The organism is Lichenibacterium ramalinae (assembly GCF_004137085.1).
GTDB classification, from domain to species: domain Bacteria; phylum Pseudomonadota; class Alphaproteobacteria; order Rhizobiales; family Beijerinckiaceae; genus Lichenihabitans; species Lichenihabitans ramalinae.
Genome location: NZ_QYBC01000031.1, coordinates 1 through 18,407 on the forward strand (window position 1 = coordinate 1; position 18,407 = coordinate 18,407).

The 18,407-nt window shown below is 67.5% G+C and carries 17 protein-coding genes and 1 pseudogene; 6 read left to right on the forward strand and 12 right to left on the reverse strand.

What is annotated here, in order from left to right; translation table 11 throughout:
• The 5 genes and pseudogenes from D3272_RS27555 to D3272_RS24790 form a co-directional block, all read left to right on the forward strand.
• Positions 1–337: pseudogene (locus D3272_RS27555) on the forward strand (MGH1-like glycoside hydrolase domain-containing protein); the annotation flags it as partial.
• 96 nt (positions 338–433) lie between these two features.
• Positions 434–931: a hypothetical protein gene (locus D3272_RS24775; RefSeq protein ID WP_129221912.1), complete on the forward strand. Its 498-nt coding sequence runs from the start codon at positions 434–436 to the stop codon at positions 929–931.
• Between the two features lie 40 nt (positions 932–971).
• Positions 972–1,328 (forward strand): phospholipase A2 family protein, encoded by a 357-nt coding sequence (locus D3272_RS24780; protein ID WP_129221913.1) that lies wholly within the window; start codon positions 972–974, stop codon positions 1,326–1,328.
• Between the two features lie 14 nt (positions 1,329–1,342).
• A complete protein-coding gene (locus D3272_RS24785) occupies positions 1,343–2,161 on the forward strand; it encodes a carboxymuconolactone decarboxylase family protein (protein WP_165361518.1) in 819 nt (272 codons plus the stop codon).
• A gap of 209 nt (positions 2,162–2,370) precedes the next feature.
• Complete coding sequence (locus D3272_RS24790) at positions 2,371–3,246, forward strand: MBL fold metallo-hydrolase (RefSeq protein ID WP_129221915.1); 876 nt, start codon at positions 2,371–2,373, stop codon at positions 3,244–3,246.
• Between the two features lie 52 nt (positions 3,247–3,298).
• Here D3272_RS24790 and D3272_RS24795 read toward each other — a convergent pair whose 3' ends face one another.
• The 10 genes from D3272_RS24795 to poxB all read right to left on the reverse strand — a co-directional run bounded on the left by D3272_RS24795 (position 3,299) and on the right by poxB (position 15,238).
• Positions 3,299–4,828, reverse strand: coding sequence for a DUF5060 domain-containing protein (locus D3272_RS24795; protein WP_129221916.1), 1,530 nt, complete (start codon positions 4,826–4,828; stop codon positions 3,299–3,301).
• Between the two features lie 33 nt (positions 4,829–4,861).
• On the reverse strand, positions 4,862–5,746 hold the full coding sequence (locus D3272_RS24800) for a carbohydrate ABC transporter permease (RefSeq protein ID WP_129221917.1): 885 nt from the start codon (positions 5,744–5,746) through the stop codon (positions 4,862–4,864).
• Positions 5,743–6,609, reverse strand: a complete 867-nt coding sequence (locus D3272_RS24805; protein WP_245496777.1) for a carbohydrate ABC transporter permease — start codon at positions 6,607–6,609, stop codon at positions 5,743–5,745. Before D3272_RS24805 ends, D3272_RS24800 begins: the two co-directional genes overlap by 4 nt.
• 129 nt (positions 6,610–6,738) lie before the next feature.
• Positions 6,739–7,989, reverse strand: coding sequence for an ABC transporter substrate-binding protein (locus tag D3272_RS24810; RefSeq protein ID WP_129221919.1), 1,251 nt, complete (start codon positions 7,987–7,989; stop codon positions 6,739–6,741).
• Positions 7,990–8,181: 192 nt separating this feature from the next.
• Entirely contained in the window at positions 8,182–9,564 is a 1,383-nt protein-coding gene (locus D3272_RS24815) for a threonine/serine exporter family protein (protein ID WP_129221920.1), read from the reverse strand.
• On the reverse strand, positions 9,561–11,024 hold the full coding sequence (locus D3272_RS24820; protein ID WP_129221921.1) for a class II fumarate hydratase: 1,464 nt from the start codon (positions 11,022–11,024) through the stop codon (positions 9,561–9,563). The genes D3272_RS24815 and D3272_RS24820 overlap by 4 nt, the downstream gene beginning before the upstream one ends.
• An 84-nt stretch (positions 11,025–11,108) precedes the next feature.
• Positions 11,109–12,569, reverse strand: a complete 1,461-nt coding sequence (mqo, locus tag D3272_RS24825; RefSeq protein ID WP_129221943.1) for a malate dehydrogenase (quinone) — start codon at positions 12,567–12,569, stop codon at positions 11,109–11,111.
• 84 nt (positions 12,570–12,653) lie between these two features.
• A complete protein-coding gene (locus D3272_RS24830) occupies positions 12,654–13,037 on the reverse strand; it encodes a cupin domain-containing protein (RefSeq protein ID WP_129221922.1) in 384 nt (127 codons plus the stop codon).
• Between the two features lie 29 nt (positions 13,038–13,066).
• A complete protein-coding gene (locus tag D3272_RS24835) occupies positions 13,067–13,447 on the reverse strand; it encodes a tautomerase family protein (protein ID WP_129221923.1) in 381 nt (126 codons plus the stop codon).
• A 48-nt stretch (positions 13,448–13,495) separates the two neighbouring features.
• Positions 13,496–15,238, reverse strand: a complete 1,743-nt coding sequence (poxB, locus tag D3272_RS24840) for a ubiquinone-dependent pyruvate dehydrogenase (RefSeq protein ID WP_129221924.1) — start codon at positions 15,236–15,238, stop codon at positions 13,496–13,498.
• Positions 15,239–15,644: 406 nt separating this feature from the next.
• On the opposite strand from poxB, the gene D3272_RS27560 reads away from it, so the two are divergent.
• Complete coding sequence (locus D3272_RS27560) at positions 15,645–16,535, forward strand: LysR substrate-binding domain-containing protein (RefSeq protein WP_165361519.1); 891 nt, start codon at positions 15,645–15,647, stop codon at positions 16,533–16,535.
• A gap of 543 nt (positions 16,536–17,078) precedes the next feature.
• Here D3272_RS27560 and D3272_RS27565 read toward each other — a convergent pair.
• Positions 17,079–17,228, reverse strand: coding sequence for a hypothetical protein (locus D3272_RS27565; protein WP_165361520.1), 150 nt, complete (start codon positions 17,226–17,228; stop codon positions 17,079–17,081).
• Between the two features lie 151 nt (positions 17,229–17,379).
• Entirely contained in the window at positions 17,380–18,372 is a 993-nt protein-coding gene (locus tag D3272_RS24850; protein WP_129221926.1) for a helix-turn-helix domain-containing protein, read from the reverse strand.
• Between the last annotated feature and the right edge of the window lie 35 nt (positions 18,373–18,407).

Consider the following 18,407-nt stretch of genomic DNA (forward strand, 5'->3'; position numbering starts at 1 on the left):
CCTGATCGTCCAGACCCTGGAACGCTTCCATACGGCCTATGGCGATGAGTTGAAGGTCGAGTGCCCGACAGGAACGGGTGTATTCATGAACCTGAAACAGGTCAGCGAAGAGCTGTCGCGGCGACTCTCCAGTCTCTTCCTACCCGACACTGCGCGACGCCGCCCCTGCCATGGAGAGGAATATCGATATTCGGTGGATCCTTACTGGCGCGAGCTGGTTCTGTTCTATGAGCATTTCCACGGCGAAACGGGACGGGGACTGGGCGCCAGTCATCAGACGGGCTGGACCGCCACCGTCATCTCGTGTCTGGAGCGCGCGTCCCAGACTGCCGCGTGAGTGCTCGATCATGCGGGGGGCACAGGACGGCAACGATCATCGACTGATCCGGACCGCGTCAAACATCATCGATGCGGACCCAACGGGGTTGAGACCATGAGGAAGACGAGTTCCGTTCGCCACTCGGCCGCGATCGCATCGCTGTCCGCAGCCGCCATGGTGAGCTTGGCCCATCCAGCTTTCGCGTCGGACGGCTTCTCGCGTTTTGCCGGGAACTGGTCCGGCCGTGGATCCATCGTGATGGCGGATGGTTCGCGTGAGCCGATCCGCTGTAAGGCCGCATATGCGATGCGGCCCGATGCCCAGGCCATGAACATCGACATGAATTGCGCCAGCGACAGCTATCGCGTGCATGTATTGACCCAGCTGACGGCCGACGGCACCGGCTTTTCGGGCGCTTGGCAAGAGACGACGAGACAGGCGGAAGGCACGGTCACGGGTCGACTATCGAAGAGCGGTGACATGACGGCGGACCTCCAGGCGATCGGCGTGTCCATCCGGCTCTCCGCTCGCGCCGACGGTCGCCGACAGGCGATCAGGCTTCAGGTCCAAGGCACCGACGTGCAGGACGTGGTCATCGACCTACAACGCTGATCGGCGCCACCCGGCGAGTATCGAGAAAGGACTTCACGCCATGAACTACCGTTCGATCGTCCTCACCGCCGTGGTCGGGCTTTTGTTGCACCCCTTGGTGTCGCCCGTCAGGGCGCAGGACGTCGTCAATGGCCTGATGCACGGTGAGTTGGTGTATCACGGCAACTATTGCGGTCCGGGCAACAAGGGTCGACATCCAGCACCCGTCGATGCTCTCGACGAAGCTTGCATGCACCACGATGCGTGTACCGTCGATTTCCAAGTGCCGGCCTGCTCGTGCAACGACAAGCTGAGATCGGCATCCGCTCGGATCGCAGGAGACCCGCTCGCCCCCGAGGAGGAGCGCAAGGCCGCGGAGTTCACCATGCAGGGTGTCGCGTCTCTTCCTTGTCGATGACGGGATGGCGCGACATGGCTTCTCTGGTGGATTCGTCCGCTGAGCATGAGCGGGCCTTCCTCGACGACCCACCGTCTGCACGCGTCTCCAGCCGCCGCCTTGGCGACTCCGGGCCGGTGAAACTGCCCGCGATTCGGAGTTGGAGTCGCCGAAGGCGAAAGCGCTCCGGTCAGGAGGCGCGGAGCACGATCGTCATCGGCCGCGTCGACCCGGAACCACATGCGAAACTTCGCATCGATCGACCTTCGGAGATCCACGTCATGAATATGCCTCCCGTGTTTGTCGACCACGACGTCGTCGTCCCGCTTCCCACCGACGGAGAACTGACCGAAGCCGCCAAGGCGATCCTCAGGGCGGGAGCTCCATTGAACGTTTCCCGCATGTTTGCGGGAACCGAAGACATGTTCAAGCCGATAGCGGACCTCATCGGTGCCGTGTTCACGGCGAGCGGCATCGATGTCAGGCTCCGCGAACTCATCATCCTGCGTTGCGCCAAGAAGCTGAACTCGGCCTACGAGTGGCAGGCCAATGCCGTCATGGCCAAGAACGTCGGCTGCTCACAAGAAGAGATCGATGCCATGTGTGCCGACGGCCCCGTCACGGGCCTCGACCAGCGGATCGTCGAGATGAGCGCGGCATGCGACGAGCTTTGCACGGACGCGACACTCTCCGATGGGACACTCGCGCGGCTGATCGCGCGTTACGGGAACACCGGCGCAAGGAAGTACATCCTGACCATCTCATGGTTCAACATGCTGAGCCGCTTCCTGAACGGCTGCCGCGTTCAACCGGAAACGCAGGACAACATCGGGGGGAGAACGTCGCCTGTGTGACATCGGCGTCGACCGACGCGTGTGTTGCAGCCGAAGACATCGGTCATGCTGCGAGCCTCAAACGCGTGGGCCGAGGAGCGGGCCCACGACCCTGCCGCGGGATGCTGCATCGTCGACGAGGCCGCGATCCGCGACGTCCGGTCCGACACTCGTCGCCCACCACCCTTCCCGTGTCGTCGAGATCGTTCGACTCTAATTAGGAGGTCGTCATGATGGATCTGCCGCGGGCCGCGTCCCGTGACGTCGGCGCGATTCGCGTCACCACCGTGGCAGACGGCGTGCGTCGCTTCCCGCTGCCAGACGGGCTCGTGGTCAACGTCGACCGTCGAGCGGTCCTGGCCGCATTGGAAGCGTCGGGTCTGCCGCCGGGGCAGATGGAGATGTATGACAACCCGGTGGTCATCGACACCGCGGGCGGGCGGGTGCTGATCGACACCGGGTTCGGGGAAGCCTGCGGGCAGGCCAAGGGCGCCACCAGCGGCCTGCTGCTCCGAAGCCTGGCTGTCGCCGGCATCGATCCGGAGTCGATCGATGTGGTGGTGATCTCGCATTTCCACGTCGATCACGTGAGCGGCCTCATCGCGGCCGATGGCACCCCGGCGTTCCCGCGCGCGCGTGTCCTCGTGCCGGCTCCGGAATGGGCGTTCTGGATGGACGATGCGCGCATGGCGGCAGCGCAGGGCCGCGTGGCGGACCTCTTCGCCCTCAACCGTCGCATCTTCGCAAGGCTCGGCGAGCGCGTGTCCCGGTTCGCGTGGGCAGACGAGTTGCTGCCCGGTCTGACGGCCATCGGGACGCCGGGTCACACGCCGGGACACACCTCGTTCCTCGTGCGGTCCGGCGGTCGGTCGATGTTGGTGCAGTCCGACGTGACGAACACTCCCACGCTGTTCGTGGTCCACCCGGATTGGCAGATTTTCCTCGACATGGACGGGGTGGAGGCGGCCGCCCAGCGCCACCGGATCTACGACCTCGCTGCGTCCGAAGACATGCTTGTGCAGGGGTTCCACTTCCCGTTTCCGAGCCGTGGAACGATCGTGAAGGTCGGTTCGGGATACCGCCTGGTCGCTCAGGACGAGCTGTGAGCTTTCATGGGTTGTCCATCCGGTCCGAAGCCGCCGAGCCGCCGGCCGAGCCTCATCGCGGTTTGACGCGGACGGCCATGTGAGGTCGGCCTGGAAGCCGGATGCCGAAGGCGGCCTCGGGCCTGTCGCCGGTGATGGCGCCACCGCGCTGACGGAGGGCGGGTGACACCGGCAACGGCGCCTTCTCGATCGGCGTGACGCTCATGTCCCAGGTGTCGATCAGGTCGATGGCGTAGTCGCCGTCCCGTTTCGGCAGGCCGACCGCCCACTCGCGCGGTTGATGTTCGCCGAAATAAAGGAACGTGACGTCGCCGTCCCGTGCGCCGGACACGCGGCGGAACTCCCAGCGCCCGTCGTCGACGAGCGGCGTCAGTCCATGGCGGCCATCGTCCTCGATCAGCTTGCGCAGGAATTTGATCCGCGGCGCGCTCTCGCCCCGCAGGCTGCCCCCCTTGGCCCACCATAGGAGGTCATCGGGATGCAGGAACGTCTCGCCATGGCCGGCATATCCGCCGCCGAGGACGGTGATCCAGAACCGATGCACGAGTTCGCGGGCCGATATGTTGCCCCAGGGCCTGGGGATGTCGCCCTCGTATTCGAGTTCGTCGTTGACGAGCGGCTTGCCCCATTGGCGGCGCCACTCGGGTGTCTTCTTCACCTCGGTGTTCTGCACGCAGACGTGGCTGACCCAGGGCTTCCGATGGTCGAACATGACCTCCGGTTCCCCGTTGTGGATGGAGGCCAGGTGCCGGTTGGGATCATGCTCCTCGATGACGTGGAAGTACCGGTCCCACTGCGGGATGGGCTTGACGTCGAGGAGGAAGTCGAACTCGTTCGCCAGGGACCACCACACGTTCCTGTAGGCGCTGAGCCGGGCCGTCAGGTATTTGACGTAGGCGCAATCCTGTTCGAACGACATGTCGCAATAGTGCCAACGGTCGTAGGGATGGAACACGATGACGTCGGCCTCGATGCCGAGGCGCATGAGCTTCTCCACCTGTCGCTCGAAATGGCGGAAGGCGACGACGTTGGGCCTGGTGAAATCCTCCGAGCCATCCGGGCGGCGCTCGAAGATCGGATGGAGCGGCTCGTTCTCGTTGTAGATGTAGTGCTTGGGGAAGACACCCATGCGCACCTTGTTGAAGCCGCTCGCCCCCAAGGTCGCGAGCGTCTCCTCCTGCATGGCCTCGGGTTGGTGCGTCCAGGCATAGCAGGTCGTCCCGAACGGATAGTAGGGGGTGCCGTCCGCATGGGCGAAATGGAACGTGTTGCGCACCCGGACGGGTCCGTGCGCGCCGGGCGACGGCGGCCCACAGGTGAAGGCGCCCTCCCGTGCGTCGAGCTCGGCGACTGCGCTCGCCGTGCGGTACAGCCACTCGCCCTGCCGATCCGGCATGAAGCGGAAGCGCCAGGTCGGCTGTCCCGCGTCATCGCCGTCGTAGAACCCGGTGACCTGGATCTTCCGGTTCCCCTGCGCGAACGTCGCCGTGAGGTCCACGTCGGCAAAGGGATGGTTCAGGACCGGACCCGTCAGCGCGAACTCCGCCACATCCCAGAGCGCGACGGTCTTTGCCTGCGTCATCGTTCGTTCCTTGTCTGGAGGCCGAAAGGGCGCTCACTCCTTGACGGCACCGAGCGTGAGACCGCCGACGAAGAAGCGCTGGAAGATGAGGTAGACGATCGTCGCAGGCAGGATCGTCATGATGATCGCGGCGTTGAGCGGCCCGTAGGCGGCCGAGAACTGGCCCTGGAAGGCCATGAGTCCGAGCGGCAGGGTCCACTTGCTGCTGTCCTGCAGGAGGACGAGCGCCATGGCGAACTCGTTCCAGGTGGAGACGAAGTCGAGGATGACGAGCGCCGACAGGGCCGGCAGGGACAGGGGCAGGAACAGTCGGAAGAAGATCACCACGTGGGAGGCGCCGTCGATGCGGGCGGCCTCGCTCATCTCCTTCGGAAGCTGACGGAAGAACCCGTAGAGGACGAAGACCTGGTACGGGACGCCGAACGCGATGTAAGGGAGGATGATGCCGGCGTAGGTGTCGATCAGACCCAATCTGTTCACCATGGTGAACAGGGGGGCGAGCAGCACCTGGAACGGGATCATCGTGCCGAGCAGGATCAGCAGGAAGAGAAGCCGGTTGCCGCGGAACCTGATCTGCGCCAGCGCATAGGCGCTCATGGCGGAAACGAGGATGCCCAAGGGGACCTTCACGACGGTGATGAGCACGCTGTTCTTCAGCGTCGTCGAGAAGTTGCCGCGGACCCAGGCATCGGTGAAGTTGCCCCAGTCGAGACCCGTCGGAGGGGCGTAGGCTGCCGTCGCGTTGATGTCGGCGTCCGATTTCAAGGCGGTGAAGACCATGAACACGAAGGGGGCGAGCCAAAGGACGGCGAGCAGGACCAGGCTGATCCACAGGCCCACCAGCACCCAATCCCGCGGCGGACGCCTCCGCCCGGCGTCTTCGCCCCGCGGGGTCGCGGTCGGCGTCATCGCCGTCATCGTGCCGCCGCCTCGCGAGCCTGCGACCAGCGCAGGTAGGGGATGACGATGACCAGGGTGATGGCCAGCAACACCACGGCGATCGCGCTTCCCCGGCCGAAGTCGTGCAGCTGTAGGGACTGCCAGAACGCCCAGAACGCCATGAGTTGGGTCGACTGGGCCGGCCCGCCGTGCGTCATGCCGTAGACGATGTCGAAAGCCTTGAGCGAGTTGATCAGCGTCAGGATGACGACGATCGTGATGGTGGGCCGCATCGCCGGCAGCACGACATGGCGGAAGCGCTGCCATCGCCCGGCACCGTCCATGCGGGCCGCCTCGAGCAGTGTCGGCGACACGGTCTGGAGGCCCGCGAGGAACAGCACCATGCTCACGCCGACGTTCTGCCAGCAGTAGGCGACGAAGACTGAATAGAGGGCGATGTGACGGTCGCCCAGCCAATCCCCGATCAGGCCGTCGAGACCGAGCGCCGTCAGGGCCGCGTTGATGACCCCGAAGAAGGGGTCGTACATCCAACGCCACATCGTCGCGACCGCGATCGACGCGATGATCACCGGCAGGTAGAAGGCCGCCCGCAACGCGTTCCGCCCGGTGAGGGGCTGGTTGACGCCGATGGCGATCGCGAAGCCGATCGACGGTGGGATCGCCACCGACAGGGCCGTCCAGATCAGGGTGTTGTCGAACGCCACCCAGAAGACCGGATCGTCCCGCAAAATGTCTCGATAATTGTCGAGACCCACGAAGGTCTGCACCGGCGCGAGACCGTCCCAATGCATGAAAGACAGTCTCACGACGTCGAGCATCGGCCAGATGGAGAAGACGCCGTAGACGAGGAGGGCCGGTCCGAGCAGGATCGCGCCCTGCATCGGCATGCTTCGGCCCAGCGAGGGCCGAGGCGGCCGAGCCGTCGGAGCGGGGTGCAGCGCCGACGCGTCTGGTTCACCCATTGCCATGTGCGTGCCCGTCCCGATCGGATCCCGAAATCGACGGCCGGGTCAAGTCTTGCGATTGCTGACGAAGGTCTGCATGGCCTTGACGGCCTCCGCTGGCGACATGTCGTCGGTGGCGATCTTGTTGATGACCCGCCAGTATTCGGTGGTCACGTCGAGCGGGAAGGCCTGATCGCCGTTGGCATAGGTCGCGGAAACGTTCGAGAAGATGTCCCGCCAGGTCCGGTCGAGTTCGACGTGGTCCGAGCGGTAGTCGACGCCCTTGGCCACCGAGATCGAGCTGAACGATCCGAGATATTTCTGCTGCTCCTCGGGAGAGGTGATGAAGTCCAAGAATTCTGCGGCAGCGTCCTGATGCTGGCTCTTGCTGTTGATATAGAAATACTCGCTGAAAAAATAAAGCCGGTCGGTGGCCGTGGGCATCAGGAACAGGCCGTATTTGTCGACATCGCCGTGCTGGGCGATCATGTTGACGAACCAATCGCCTTCGAGCGCCATTGCGACGCGACCCGAGTAGAAGAGGCTCTGCGCCTGGTCGTCGGCCAGCCCCATGAACGGCTTGAGCACGAAGTTGTCGGCCCACCTCTTGAGTTCCGCGAAGCTTTGGGTGGCGCAAGGCTCCGTCGTCCAGTCCTGCTTCATGCTCATGAGGGCGTCGTGCCTGGCGGCTCCGCATTTGGCTTCGAGGATGACGTCCATCAAGCGCATGAGGTGCCAGTTGACCGTGCCGCCGAAGGTGATGGCGGGGATGCGGGCCGCCTTGAGCTTCTCGGCATCCGCCACGAGGTCGTCGTAGGTCGTCGGCGGCGCCGTGATGCCGGCCTTCGCGAACAGGGCCTTGTTGTAGTAGAGGCCCTCACCGTGGATGAGGAAAGGGACGCCGTGACGTCCCCCCGGGTAGCGCTTCGAGTCGCTGAGGCTCGCCGGGGTGAACCGATCGTCCCAACGATATCTGGCGTAGTACCGGTCGAGCGGCGCGCTGACGCCCGCCATGGCGAACTCGCCGCCGAGCCCCAGGCCACCCCACATGAAGTAGACGTCGGGACCCTGGCCGGAGCCGGCCGAGACGCGCATCGCGGTCTTGTGCTCGTCGACGCCGCGGCTGGTGTCCTGCACGTGAACGTCGGGGTGCTTCGCCTCGAAATCCTTGATCATGCTGCCGAAAGCGGTATGCGCCGCGGGGCTCCAAGGAATCGTCCAAACCGACAATGTGGTTTCAGCGCGCGCCGGTGCGGCCAGAACGGCGCAAGCGGCGGCAGCGAGCATCAAGCGCCCGAGGAGCACCGTCCTGAACATGTAACCTCCCGCGAGCTTTCTATTGGACTTATCATTACCTCATATGACCAGTGCGTCAACACCTGATGGTAGGCGCGGGCGCGCTTGCCACGGTGGGTCGAGGCCGTCCTGCTGGCGGGGCACGGCGATCGCCGTGGTTTTCGGAGACGCGAAGCCGAGGGGAACGCGGGCGATGCGCACGGGCGCCGAAGGTCATTCCGCCCTCCGGGAGGCTCCGGATGGCTTCCGGTCGCACCATGCCGCTGCCGCGTCGGTGTCGCCCGGCCGCACGGGGCCGAACCCTCTTCGCGGGGCGGATCCGCGGGAGCGGAAGCCCGCGACGCCGTCGAGGAGCATCTTCGGCACGAGCAGGCCCGCCGTCATCGCCAGCAGAACGACACAGGCCGTGGCGGCGTCGCCGAGCAGGTTCGCCACGATGGCGAGCGACGCCACGCCGGGCTCGCCGAGCAGAGCCATGACCCCCGAGGCCGTGCGGAACATGAAGAGGCCGGGGATCAGCGACACGACGGAGGCGAAGGCCAGCCCGCCGAAGGGCAAGCGGAACCGGTGGGCGACGGGTGTCATGACGGCGCCCACGAACAGGCACGCCACGAAGGCGCCGGACTGCACGCTGGCGCCGCGGGCGAGCAACTCCCAGCGCAGCGCATGGGCCAGCACCCCGACCACGACCGGCGCCGGGAGCGTTCTCCAAGGCATGTTGAAGAACGAACCGTAGGCGATGACCGCCAGCCCCGCCGCCAGCCCGTCGGCGGTCAGCGGCACGGGCGCGGCTGCCCCGCCGGCGGGCAGGACCGCGGCCTCGGGCGAGAGTCCGATCAGCAATCCGGCGCAGATCGCCGCGACGATCAGCCCGGCGAAGGCGAGCCGCGCGGCGCCGAGCGGGATGCGGGCCCGGGCGAGGTCGAGCATGCCGTTGAGGAAATGCGGCCCGGGCACCAGGACCATGCAGGGGCAGGCGGCGACGAGGTTCGCCGAAGCCGGGAGGCGCAATGCCAGGGCGGCGGCCGTCACCATGCCGGCGAGCAGGGCCGCCAGGAACGGCTGCAGGAACGGGTTGCCGCTCAGCCGCGACGCCGCGCGGCGCAGGCCGGCACCAGCCCCGGCAGACGCCGCCGCGAGCGCCACGGTCGCGACGTCCGTGGCCCCGAAGATGACCGCGAGGGCGCCGGCGCCGAGCCCCGCCGCCGCGGCGAAGCGGGCGAGGCCGACCGGCGGTCTCCGTTCCACTGCCGCCAGTGCCGCGAGCGCCTCGCCGGCGCCGACCCGCCGCGCCCGCACCACCGCCACCAGCGCTTCCGCCGCGCCGACCATCCCCATGTCGATCGCGAGCGGCGTCGCCGGCACCCGCAGGTCGGCCGCTGGACCGTCCGCCGAGATCGTCAGGCCGCCCCAGTGCGCGTCGAGCAGCAGCAGGTCGCGGCCGAGGCCCTCGCCCACCTGTCGCACGGCCACGCGGGTGCCTTCCGTGGTCTGGCCATGGATGAACAGGAGCGACGCGAGCCGACCGACCAGCATCAGGCCGGGGTCGCCGGCCCGTGTCGTCGGTTCCTCGCCGCTCCCGCCGCCCGGCGTCATGCGCCGGCGGTACCCTCGCCCACCATGCCCTTCGGGTCGCAGACGCGGTCGAAGGTGGCGGCGTCGACGTCGCCGGACGCCAGCGCGGCGTCCCGCAGCGTCGTGCCCTCGGCCTCGGCCTTCTCGGCGATGTGGGCCGCCTTCTGATAGCCGATCACGGGGGAGAGCGCCGTCACCAGCATGAGGCTGTTGCCGACGTAGGAGGCGATCTTCGCCCTGTCGAGGTCCGTGCCCTCGACCGAGAAGGTCCGGAACTTCTCGGCTCCGTCGGCGAGGATGCGGATCATGTGCAGCACGTTGTTGATGATGATGGGCCGCATGGCGTTGAGCTCGAAGTTGCCCTGGCTTCCGGCGAAGGCCACGGCAGCATCCTCGCCCAGGACCTGGATGGAGATCATCACGATGGCCTCGCACTGGGTCGGGTTGACCTTGCCGGGCATGATGGAGGAGCCGGGCTCGTTGGCGGGCAGCTTCAGCTCGCCGAGGCCGCAGCGCGGCCCCGAGGCCAGCCAGCGCATGTCGTTGGCGATCTTCATCAGCGCCACGGCGACGCCGCGCAGCGCCGCGCTCGCCCGCACCATGGCGTCGAGCGAGCCCTGCGCCATGAACTTGTTCGGCGCCGTGACGAAGGGTTTGCCGGTCAGCTCGGCGATCTGCCTCGCGACCGCGACGGAGAACCCCTTGGGGGCGTTCAGCCCCGTGCCGACGGCCGTGCCGCCGACGGCCAGCTCGAAGAGTCCCGCCTTCGACGCCTCCACGGCCGCCATCGCGCCGCGGATCTGCGCCGCGTAGCCGGACCATTCCTGGCCCACCGTCAGCGGCGTCGCATCCTCGAGGTGGGTGCGGCCGGTCTTGACCACGCCCATCCAGTCCGTCGCCTTGACCTCGATGGCCTTGGCCAGCGCGTCGAGCTGCGGCAGCAGGTGAGCGTCGATCTGCCCGACCGTCGCGACATGCATGGCGGTCGGGAAGGTGTCGTTGGAGGACTGGCCCATGTTGACGTCGTCGTTGGGGCCGACGGGCTGCTGCGTGCCGAGCGTGCCGCCGAGCAACTGGATGGCACGGTTCGACAGCACCTCGTTGACGTTCATGTTCGATTGCGTGCCCGAGCCCGTCTGCCACACGAACAGCGGGTAGTGGGCGTCGAGCTTGCCCGCGATCGTCTCGTCGGCGGCGCGGACGATGGCGTCCGCCTTCCAACCGGCGAGGCGCCCCTCCGCCCGGTTGACGAGCGCGCAGGCCTTCTTGACGACGCCGTAGGCGTGGTAGACGGGCATCGGCATCTTGTCGCCGCCGATGGAGAAGTGCACCAGCGAGCGCGCCGTCTGGGCCCCGTAGTACGTGTCGGCCGGCACCGCGACGGTGCCCATCGAGTCGAACTCCTTCCGCGTGCCCTTGGCGTCGAGGCCGATCGGCACGTCCGTCATCGTCGGATGGTCGTTGGTTCCAAAGCCGAGCATTGGGCTCTCCTGGAGCGTGGGGACGAGGATGCGGTCTGCGTCAGGGTATCCCGGCGGCGCGGGGCCGGTCCGGCGGAGTGCGGTTCAGACGTTGTCGATCCGCAGCACGGGCGCGGTGTCGGCGCGGGTGCGGCGGCAGGCGTCGGCGTCGGTCTTGAGGTCAATGCCGTAGGTCGGGACCATCTCCTTCAGCTTCGGCATCCAGCCGTCGGCGGTGAGGCGGTCGCCGAAGCACGTCTCGATCACGTCGAGCGCGATGGAGGCCGCCGTCGAGGCGCCCGGCGAGGCGCCGAGCAGCGCCACGATGGACTTGTCCTCCGCCTTGACGATCTCCGTGCCGAACTCCAGCACGCCTTCCTCGTGCTTGAACCAGCCCGTGCTCATGTGCGGTTTGATGGTCTGCACGCGCTGGCCTGCGACGTCCTCGCGCCAGTCCTTCCTTCGGGCACGGGGGAAGAACTGCTTCAGCGTGTCGAACTGGTGCGCCGCGCTCTGCATCACCTGGCCGACCAGGTATTCGGACAGGGGGACGTTGTCGCGCGCGACGTCGAGCAGCGGCACGATGTTGTCGTGCGTCAGCGACCCGAGCAGGTCCGTCAGCTTGCCGTGCTTGAGGAAGCGCGTCGAGAAGCCCGCGTAGGGGCCGAAGAGCAGCGACTTCCTGCCGTCGATGATGCGGAGGTCGAGATGGGGCACCGACATGGGCGGCGAGCCCGAGGAAGCCTTGCCGTACACCTTGGCGTGGTGGCGCTCGGCGAGCCCTTCCGCGTCGCAGCGCAGCCAGATGCCGCTGACCGGGAACCCGCCGTAGCCCTTGCCCTCGGGGATGCCGGATTTCTGGAGCAGCGGCAGCGCCCCGCCGCCCGCGCCGATGAAGACGAACTTCGCCGTCACCGTCGAGGACGAGCCGTCCGTCATGTCGGCGACGGTGACGCGCCAGCGGTCGCCGTCGCGGTCGAGCCCGGTCACCTTGTGCTCGTAATGGACATCGAAGCCCGGCTGCTCCGACAGGTGCTTCACCAGCAGGTGCGTCAGCGACCCGTAGGCGACGTCGGTGCCGGTGACCATGCGGGTGGCGGCGACGGGCTCCCCGGCCGCACGCCCCTCCATGATGAGCGGCGCCCATTCCGTGATCTTGGCCCCGTCCTCGCTGTACTCCATGCCCTCGTAGCAATGGTGCGCCGACATCTCCCCGTAGCGCGCCTTGAGGAAGGCGACGTTCTCGGCCCCCCAAACGAAGCTCATGTGGGGGCAAGGGTGGATGAAGGCGCGCGGGTCCGGGATGGCGCCCTGCTTGACCAGGAAGGCCCAGAGCTGGCGCGACAGGTCGAACTCGGTGTTGACCTCCAGCGCCTTCGCGATGTCGACGCTGCCGTCCGGGCGCTGGGGCGTGTAGTTCAGCTCGCAATTGGCGGCATGGCCGGTGCCGGCGTTGTTCCAGGAGCCGGAGCTTTCCTGAGCGCAATCGTGCAGGGTCTCGAACATGGCGATGTCGAGCGCGGGGTCGAGCGTCTTGAGGAAAGTCCCAAGGGTCGCGCTCATCATGCCGGCGCCGATCAGGACCACGTCGACGCTGTCGGAGCTGTGTGTTTCAGGCAAGGGATCTCTCCGTTTCGCGGGTCGCGGGCGTCAGCTCTTGATGAAGGGCACGGGAGTGTCGGCGCCGACGATCACGTAGGCGCGGCGCCAGGGCTGGTCGTCCATCAGGCGCCAGCTGTGGCCGCTGCCGGTCGTGTCCTCGGCCAGCAGGATGTCGCCGGGGCGGATCGTGAAGGTCGCGCCCTTGGCGGTCCTGAACTCGAGCGTGCCCGCCAGGGTGATGACGAACTGGCGGGTGGGCGCCCGATGGGGCGAGAAGGAACCGCCGGGCTCGGTCTCGCGGAACGAGATGCTGGCCGCCTCGACGGTCCCGCTCAGCACGTCCCCGCGCTCGCCCTTGGGCAGGTCGACGGCGCCCTCCTCGAACAGCGTATCGCCGTCGGGGCCGGTCCAGATGCGCACGCAACGGATCATCGGAGGAGTCTCCTGGAAGGGGTGTGGGATCAGGCGAGCTGCGCGTCGCCGTTGCCGAAGGACCAGTCCTCGGGGCCGGCCTCGACGAGGCTCACCACCAGGTCCTCGCGCCGCATGCCGGTCGCGGCCTGCAGGGCATCGGCCAGCGTCGCGTGGAAATGCCTCTTGCTGGCGGCGTCACGCCCGCGGTTGAGCGTCACCTGGACGATGACGGCCTCGGCCGAGCGCGCGATCCCGAGATAGCCGGGGTCGACGACGAGGCCGCCCGGCGGGTGCTCGGCGATGACCTGGAAGCGCTCCGCCAGGGGCACGCCGAGCGCGTCGTGGAGCGCCTGCTGGATGGCATCCCCCAGGGCGGCGCGGACTTCGGGCGATCGGCCAGCCGGCATGTCGACGCGGACGAGCGGCATGACGTCACTCCGATCTCTGAAGGTGGGGTTGGGCCGGGACGCGCGCCATCACCGGAAGAAGCCCGACAGGCTGTTGGTGCGGGCGAGGTCGAGCACCTCGTCGCCGCGCCCGTTGAGGACGGCCTTGGCCACCCAGAGGCTGAAGCCCGCGGCCTCGGTCAGCGTGATCTTGGGCGGCATGGCGAGCTCCTGGCGGTTCGTCACCACGTCGACCAGCGCCGGGCCGGGGTGGGCGAAGGCGGCTTCGAGCGCGCCGCGCAGGTCGGCCGGGTCCTCGACGCGGGCGGCATGGACCCCCATGGCCTTCGCGACGGCGGCGAAATCAGGGTTCTGCAGCTCCACGCCGAACGCGAGGAGCCCGGACGACTTCATCTCCAGCTCGACGAAGCCGAGCGTGCCGTTGTCGATGATGACGAGCTTCACGGGCAGTTTCAGCTGCACGAGCGACATGAACTCGCCCATCATCATGGCGAAGCCGCCGTCGCCCGAGATCGACACGACCTGCCGGCCGCGGTCGACCGCCTGGGCGCCGATGGCCATCGGCAGCGCGTTGGCCATGGAGCCGTGCGCCAGGGAGCCCAGCATGCGGCGGCGCCCGTTCATCGCGAGGTAGCGCGCCGCCCAGACCGTGGGCGTGCCGACGTCGAAGGTGAAGACCGCGTCGTCCGACGCGATCTCGCTCACCAGTTTGGCGACGTATTGGGGATGGATCGGCTCGTGCCCGGCTTCGCCGGTGGCGAGCTCGTCGAGCCCCTCGCGCGCCTTCGCGTAGTCGGCCAGGCTCTTGTCGAGGTGGGCGCGGTCCGCCTTCGCGTCGAGGCGCGGCAGCAGCGCTTCCACGGTCGAGGCCACGTCGCCCACGAGCCCGAGGTCGAGCTTGCAGCGCCGCCCGAGGTTCTCGGGCAAGAGGTCGACCTGCGCGATCAGAGCATCGGTCGGGAAGAACTGCCGGTAGGGGAAGTCCGTGCCGAGCATCAGGAGCACGTCGCAGCCCATCATGGCGTGGTAGCCGGACGAGAAGCCGATCAGCCCCGTCATGCCGACGTCGTAGGGGTTGTCCCATTCGACGTGTTCCTTGCCGCCCAGCGCGTGGACGATCGGGCTCTTCAGCGCCTCGGCGAGGCGCATCAGCGGCCCATGTGCGCCGGCGCAGCCGCGCCCGCAGAACAGGGTGACGCGCTTCCCCCCGTTCAGCATCGCCGCCAGGGCGTCGAGTTCGGCCGCGCGCGGCGTCACGGCGCTCGGCGGGGGCAGCAGCGCGGCGGCCGGCGTCGGCTTCGCGTCGGTCTTCAGCATGGCGACGTCGCCCGGGATCACCAGCACCGACACGCCGCGGTGCCCGACGGCGGCCCGGATGGCGGTGTCGAGCATGCGGGGCATCTGCTCGGCCGACGACACGAGTTCGCAGTAATGCGAGCATTCCTTGAACAGGATCTCGGGATGGGTGGCCTGGAAATAGTTCGAGCCGATCTCGGCCGAAGGGATATGGGCCGCGATGGCCAGCACCGGCACGCGGGTGCGCTGGGCGTCGTAGAGGCCGTTGATGAGGTGGAGGTTGCCCGGCCCGCAGGAGCCCGCGCAGACCGCCAGCGTGCCCGTGACCTGGGCCTCGCCCGAGGCCGCGAAGGCGGCTGCCTCCTCGTGGCGCATGTGCAGCCACTCGATCGTGCCGTCCCGGCGCAGCGCATCGGTGATGCCGTTCAGGCTGTCGCCCACGACCCCGAAGATGCGCTTGACGCCCGCCCCCTTCAGCGTGGCGACGATGAGGTCTGCGACTGTTGACGACGACATGGATTCTCCTGCCGCGGCGGCATGGCCGACCGCGCTGACGAGACACCTGGAAGCGGTTCACCGCGCTCCGCGACGCGGCGTGCGGCCACGGGCCGGGGTGGGATTCGGATGCGATGGGGCCATGCGAGGCAGCATGAGGGAGCGATTGCAGCCTCGGCCGGCCACGCCTGGGGACGTCGACCGCAGTCGACACCCCGCCCGGTTGCCGTTGAGCCCCATCTCGGATGTATCTGTTCTTATATCCAACAGATCTGACAAGTCGAACGCCATGTCAACAGCGAGCGGAACGGCAGACCGATTATCAGCTCAAGTGATGACTGGTGAAAGCGGGACTGATAGTCGGCTCGCGTATTCACAGGATCCGAATCGCGCTATCCAATCTCTGAGACGGAACATGGAGAGGCCCTTGTCGACGGAACCCTTCGACCTCGACCAGATGCGGATGCTGTCGGCGGTCGCCGCGGAGGGAAGCTTCTCCCGCGCGGCCGCGACGCTCGGCGTGACGCAATCGGCGGTGAGCCAGGGGGTGCGCGCCGTCGAGGCGGCGCTCGGGCGCCAGCTCCTGATCCGGGGCGGGCGCGGTGTCGAGGTCACGCCCGACGGGGAAGCCTACCTGATCTACGCCCGCGCCATGTTGAAGATCGGCGGGGATGCGCGCCGTCATTTCACCCATCCCAAAGTCGCCGGGGTGATCCGGCTGGGGCTCACGGAAGACTTCGCCCGCACGGTTTTGCCCGCCGTGTTGGGCCTGTTCACGCGACAACATCCGGGCTTCTCCTTCGAGGTCGAATGCGGGTTGAGCAAGATCATGTTCGACGGGCTGGACGGCGGCCGGCTCGACACCGTCATCGCCAAGCGCCCGGCCGGGCGCAGCGGCGGCGAGCGGCTGTGGGTGGAGCCGTTCAGCTGGTACGGCCGCGCCGACACGCCCCACCCCGTCCCCGATCCGGTCGACCTCGCCCTGATCCCGGAGCCGAGCGAGAGCCGTCGCGTCATGCTGGATGCCCTGCGCCGGGCCGGGCGGCCTTGGCGTGCCATGTTCCAGAGCCACAGCTTCGCCACGCTCGAGGCCGCGGTGCTGGCCGGGGTCGGCGTCACGGCCTTCGGACGGCAGATGCATGGGCCTGGCGTGGCGGAACTCGGCGAAGACTCCGGCCTGCCCCCCTTGCCCGCGCTGGACATGGTCATGGTGCAGGCGGCGCGGGGCACCTCGGACGCGACGGACAGCTTCTGCGACCTCGTGCGCGAGGCGGCGATCCTCGGCGTCGCGCCGGTGCCGGACCAGGCGGCGGGCTGACGGAGGCCCAGGCGCGCGACGCCCCGGACTGGCGAACGATGCCGACGGTGCCGGCATCGGCGGACTCCGAGCCGGCCGCGCAGCCATCCCGGCCCGTGCCCGTCGCCTCCCACCGGGCCGAAGCGCTTTCGCCCCCGGCGAATTCGCTCCGACTTCGAGTCGAGGGCAGTTCCATCGGCTTGGAGCCGCCAAGGCGGCTCGGAGAAAGCCGATGCCGCGCTGGCGATCTCCGGCGTCGCCGTGACGATAAGGGTCGATCGGAGGCTCCGCCCACCTGTCCGGCGGTCGGCAGCGGCCAGTGTGCGACGCATCTTCAGTCGTCGCACGAAGACCGGCGACGGAGCGAGAGCCGATGGAGCTATCGTGTCCGCGTGAACACCACGTCCAGCGCGCAGTGGCAGCATCGCCGGACAGGCTCTGGACAACGGCATCGGGCGGAGATCAGTCGTATCGTGCAGCGTCACGCTCGCCGCGGCGACGATGACGCATCTTCATGCTGGGCGATACAGCCCCGTTGCACCGGGAGCGACAGGCAGATCAGCTTCATTCGCTGTGCTCGTGGGTTTGATCGCGGTCGCCCAATGCGGTGCTGTCCGCGACAGTGCTCGGATGCTGCCGCAGTGCCAAGCCGACCAGACGCTCGGGGAGCACTTTATTGCTCAGAAATTCCGCCGCATCCACGATGACCGCCATCGCCCGCAGCGACCTCCGTCCGCCCCAGCCGGGCGACCATCGACCAGGTCGGCGACGCGAGTGTCTTGTTCCCGAAGTGTCGTCATCGACACTGCCGCAGGTTGGGCTGAACAGCGCCATCGGCGCCTGTGTGGAGCCCCTCTCCGTGACGTCAACCGCGCCGGGTCACGCTCGGGACTTCGCCGAAGCGTTTCCGATAACGCCGGCCGAAGTCACCCATGTGGGTGAAACCCCATCGGGTCGCGATCGTGCCGATCGAGGCACCGTCGTCGTTCGCGTGCTTGAGGTCGGCACGGACGCGGTCGAGGCGCCGTTCCAAGATGAACTGCACCGGAGTTTTACCCAATTCACCCTTGAACACCAGTTGCAGGCGACGCACGCCCACGCCGGCCGCACTCGCGACATCGGACAGCAGGATCTTCTCCGCGAGATGACCGTCGATGTACGCCTTTGCGCGCTTGATCGGCTGCGGGCCCACGGGGCCGCTCGGAACACGGTCCAAGTCCTCGCGGGGCCACGCGGTCAGCAACCGATACACCATGATCTCCTCGAGGAGCGGAAAGACCAGATCGGATGTCTGGACACCCTCTCTCAACTGCCCCACCACTCGCTTCATGGTTCGCATCAGGTTCTGCAACGGGAGCCCCGTCGCGTCCACGACCGGTTCGAAGCGCGGTAAGTGACCCTGCCGCTTCGGCTTCTCTAGAAACGTGTGAGCGGCGGCAAGCGCGGTCCGGGTCACGGTCCCACTCACGGCTGCGAAGTCCGCCGAGGCCTCCTCGCTGCGCATGGCGTCGAACGACACCATCATGGCGTGACCGGGCCGGCCGATATGCTGTTCACGATGGTCGCGTCGGACCATGGAGCCGTCAGTCACGAAACGGACGGTGAAGACTTCGAGATCGTCGTTCGGCACCGTAAGGAACCCACTTCGTGACGTCGTCTGCCAGAGGCTGAGGGACGAGCTCTGCCCGCCCTCGAAGGTCAGCGAGGGCGTCAGGCCTGAAACGGGACGGAAAGCGACCGAGATCCGTCTCTCCGCGTTGAAGCTCTCAATCTGTTGCGCAGTATCGATCGTGTGCGAGAAATATGTTTGAGGGTTGAAAGGCATGAAGGCGCTCGCGTCAGCTAGGAAGATCTGCAACAGTCCTCAACAACGTGTATCGATGCCTCACTCGC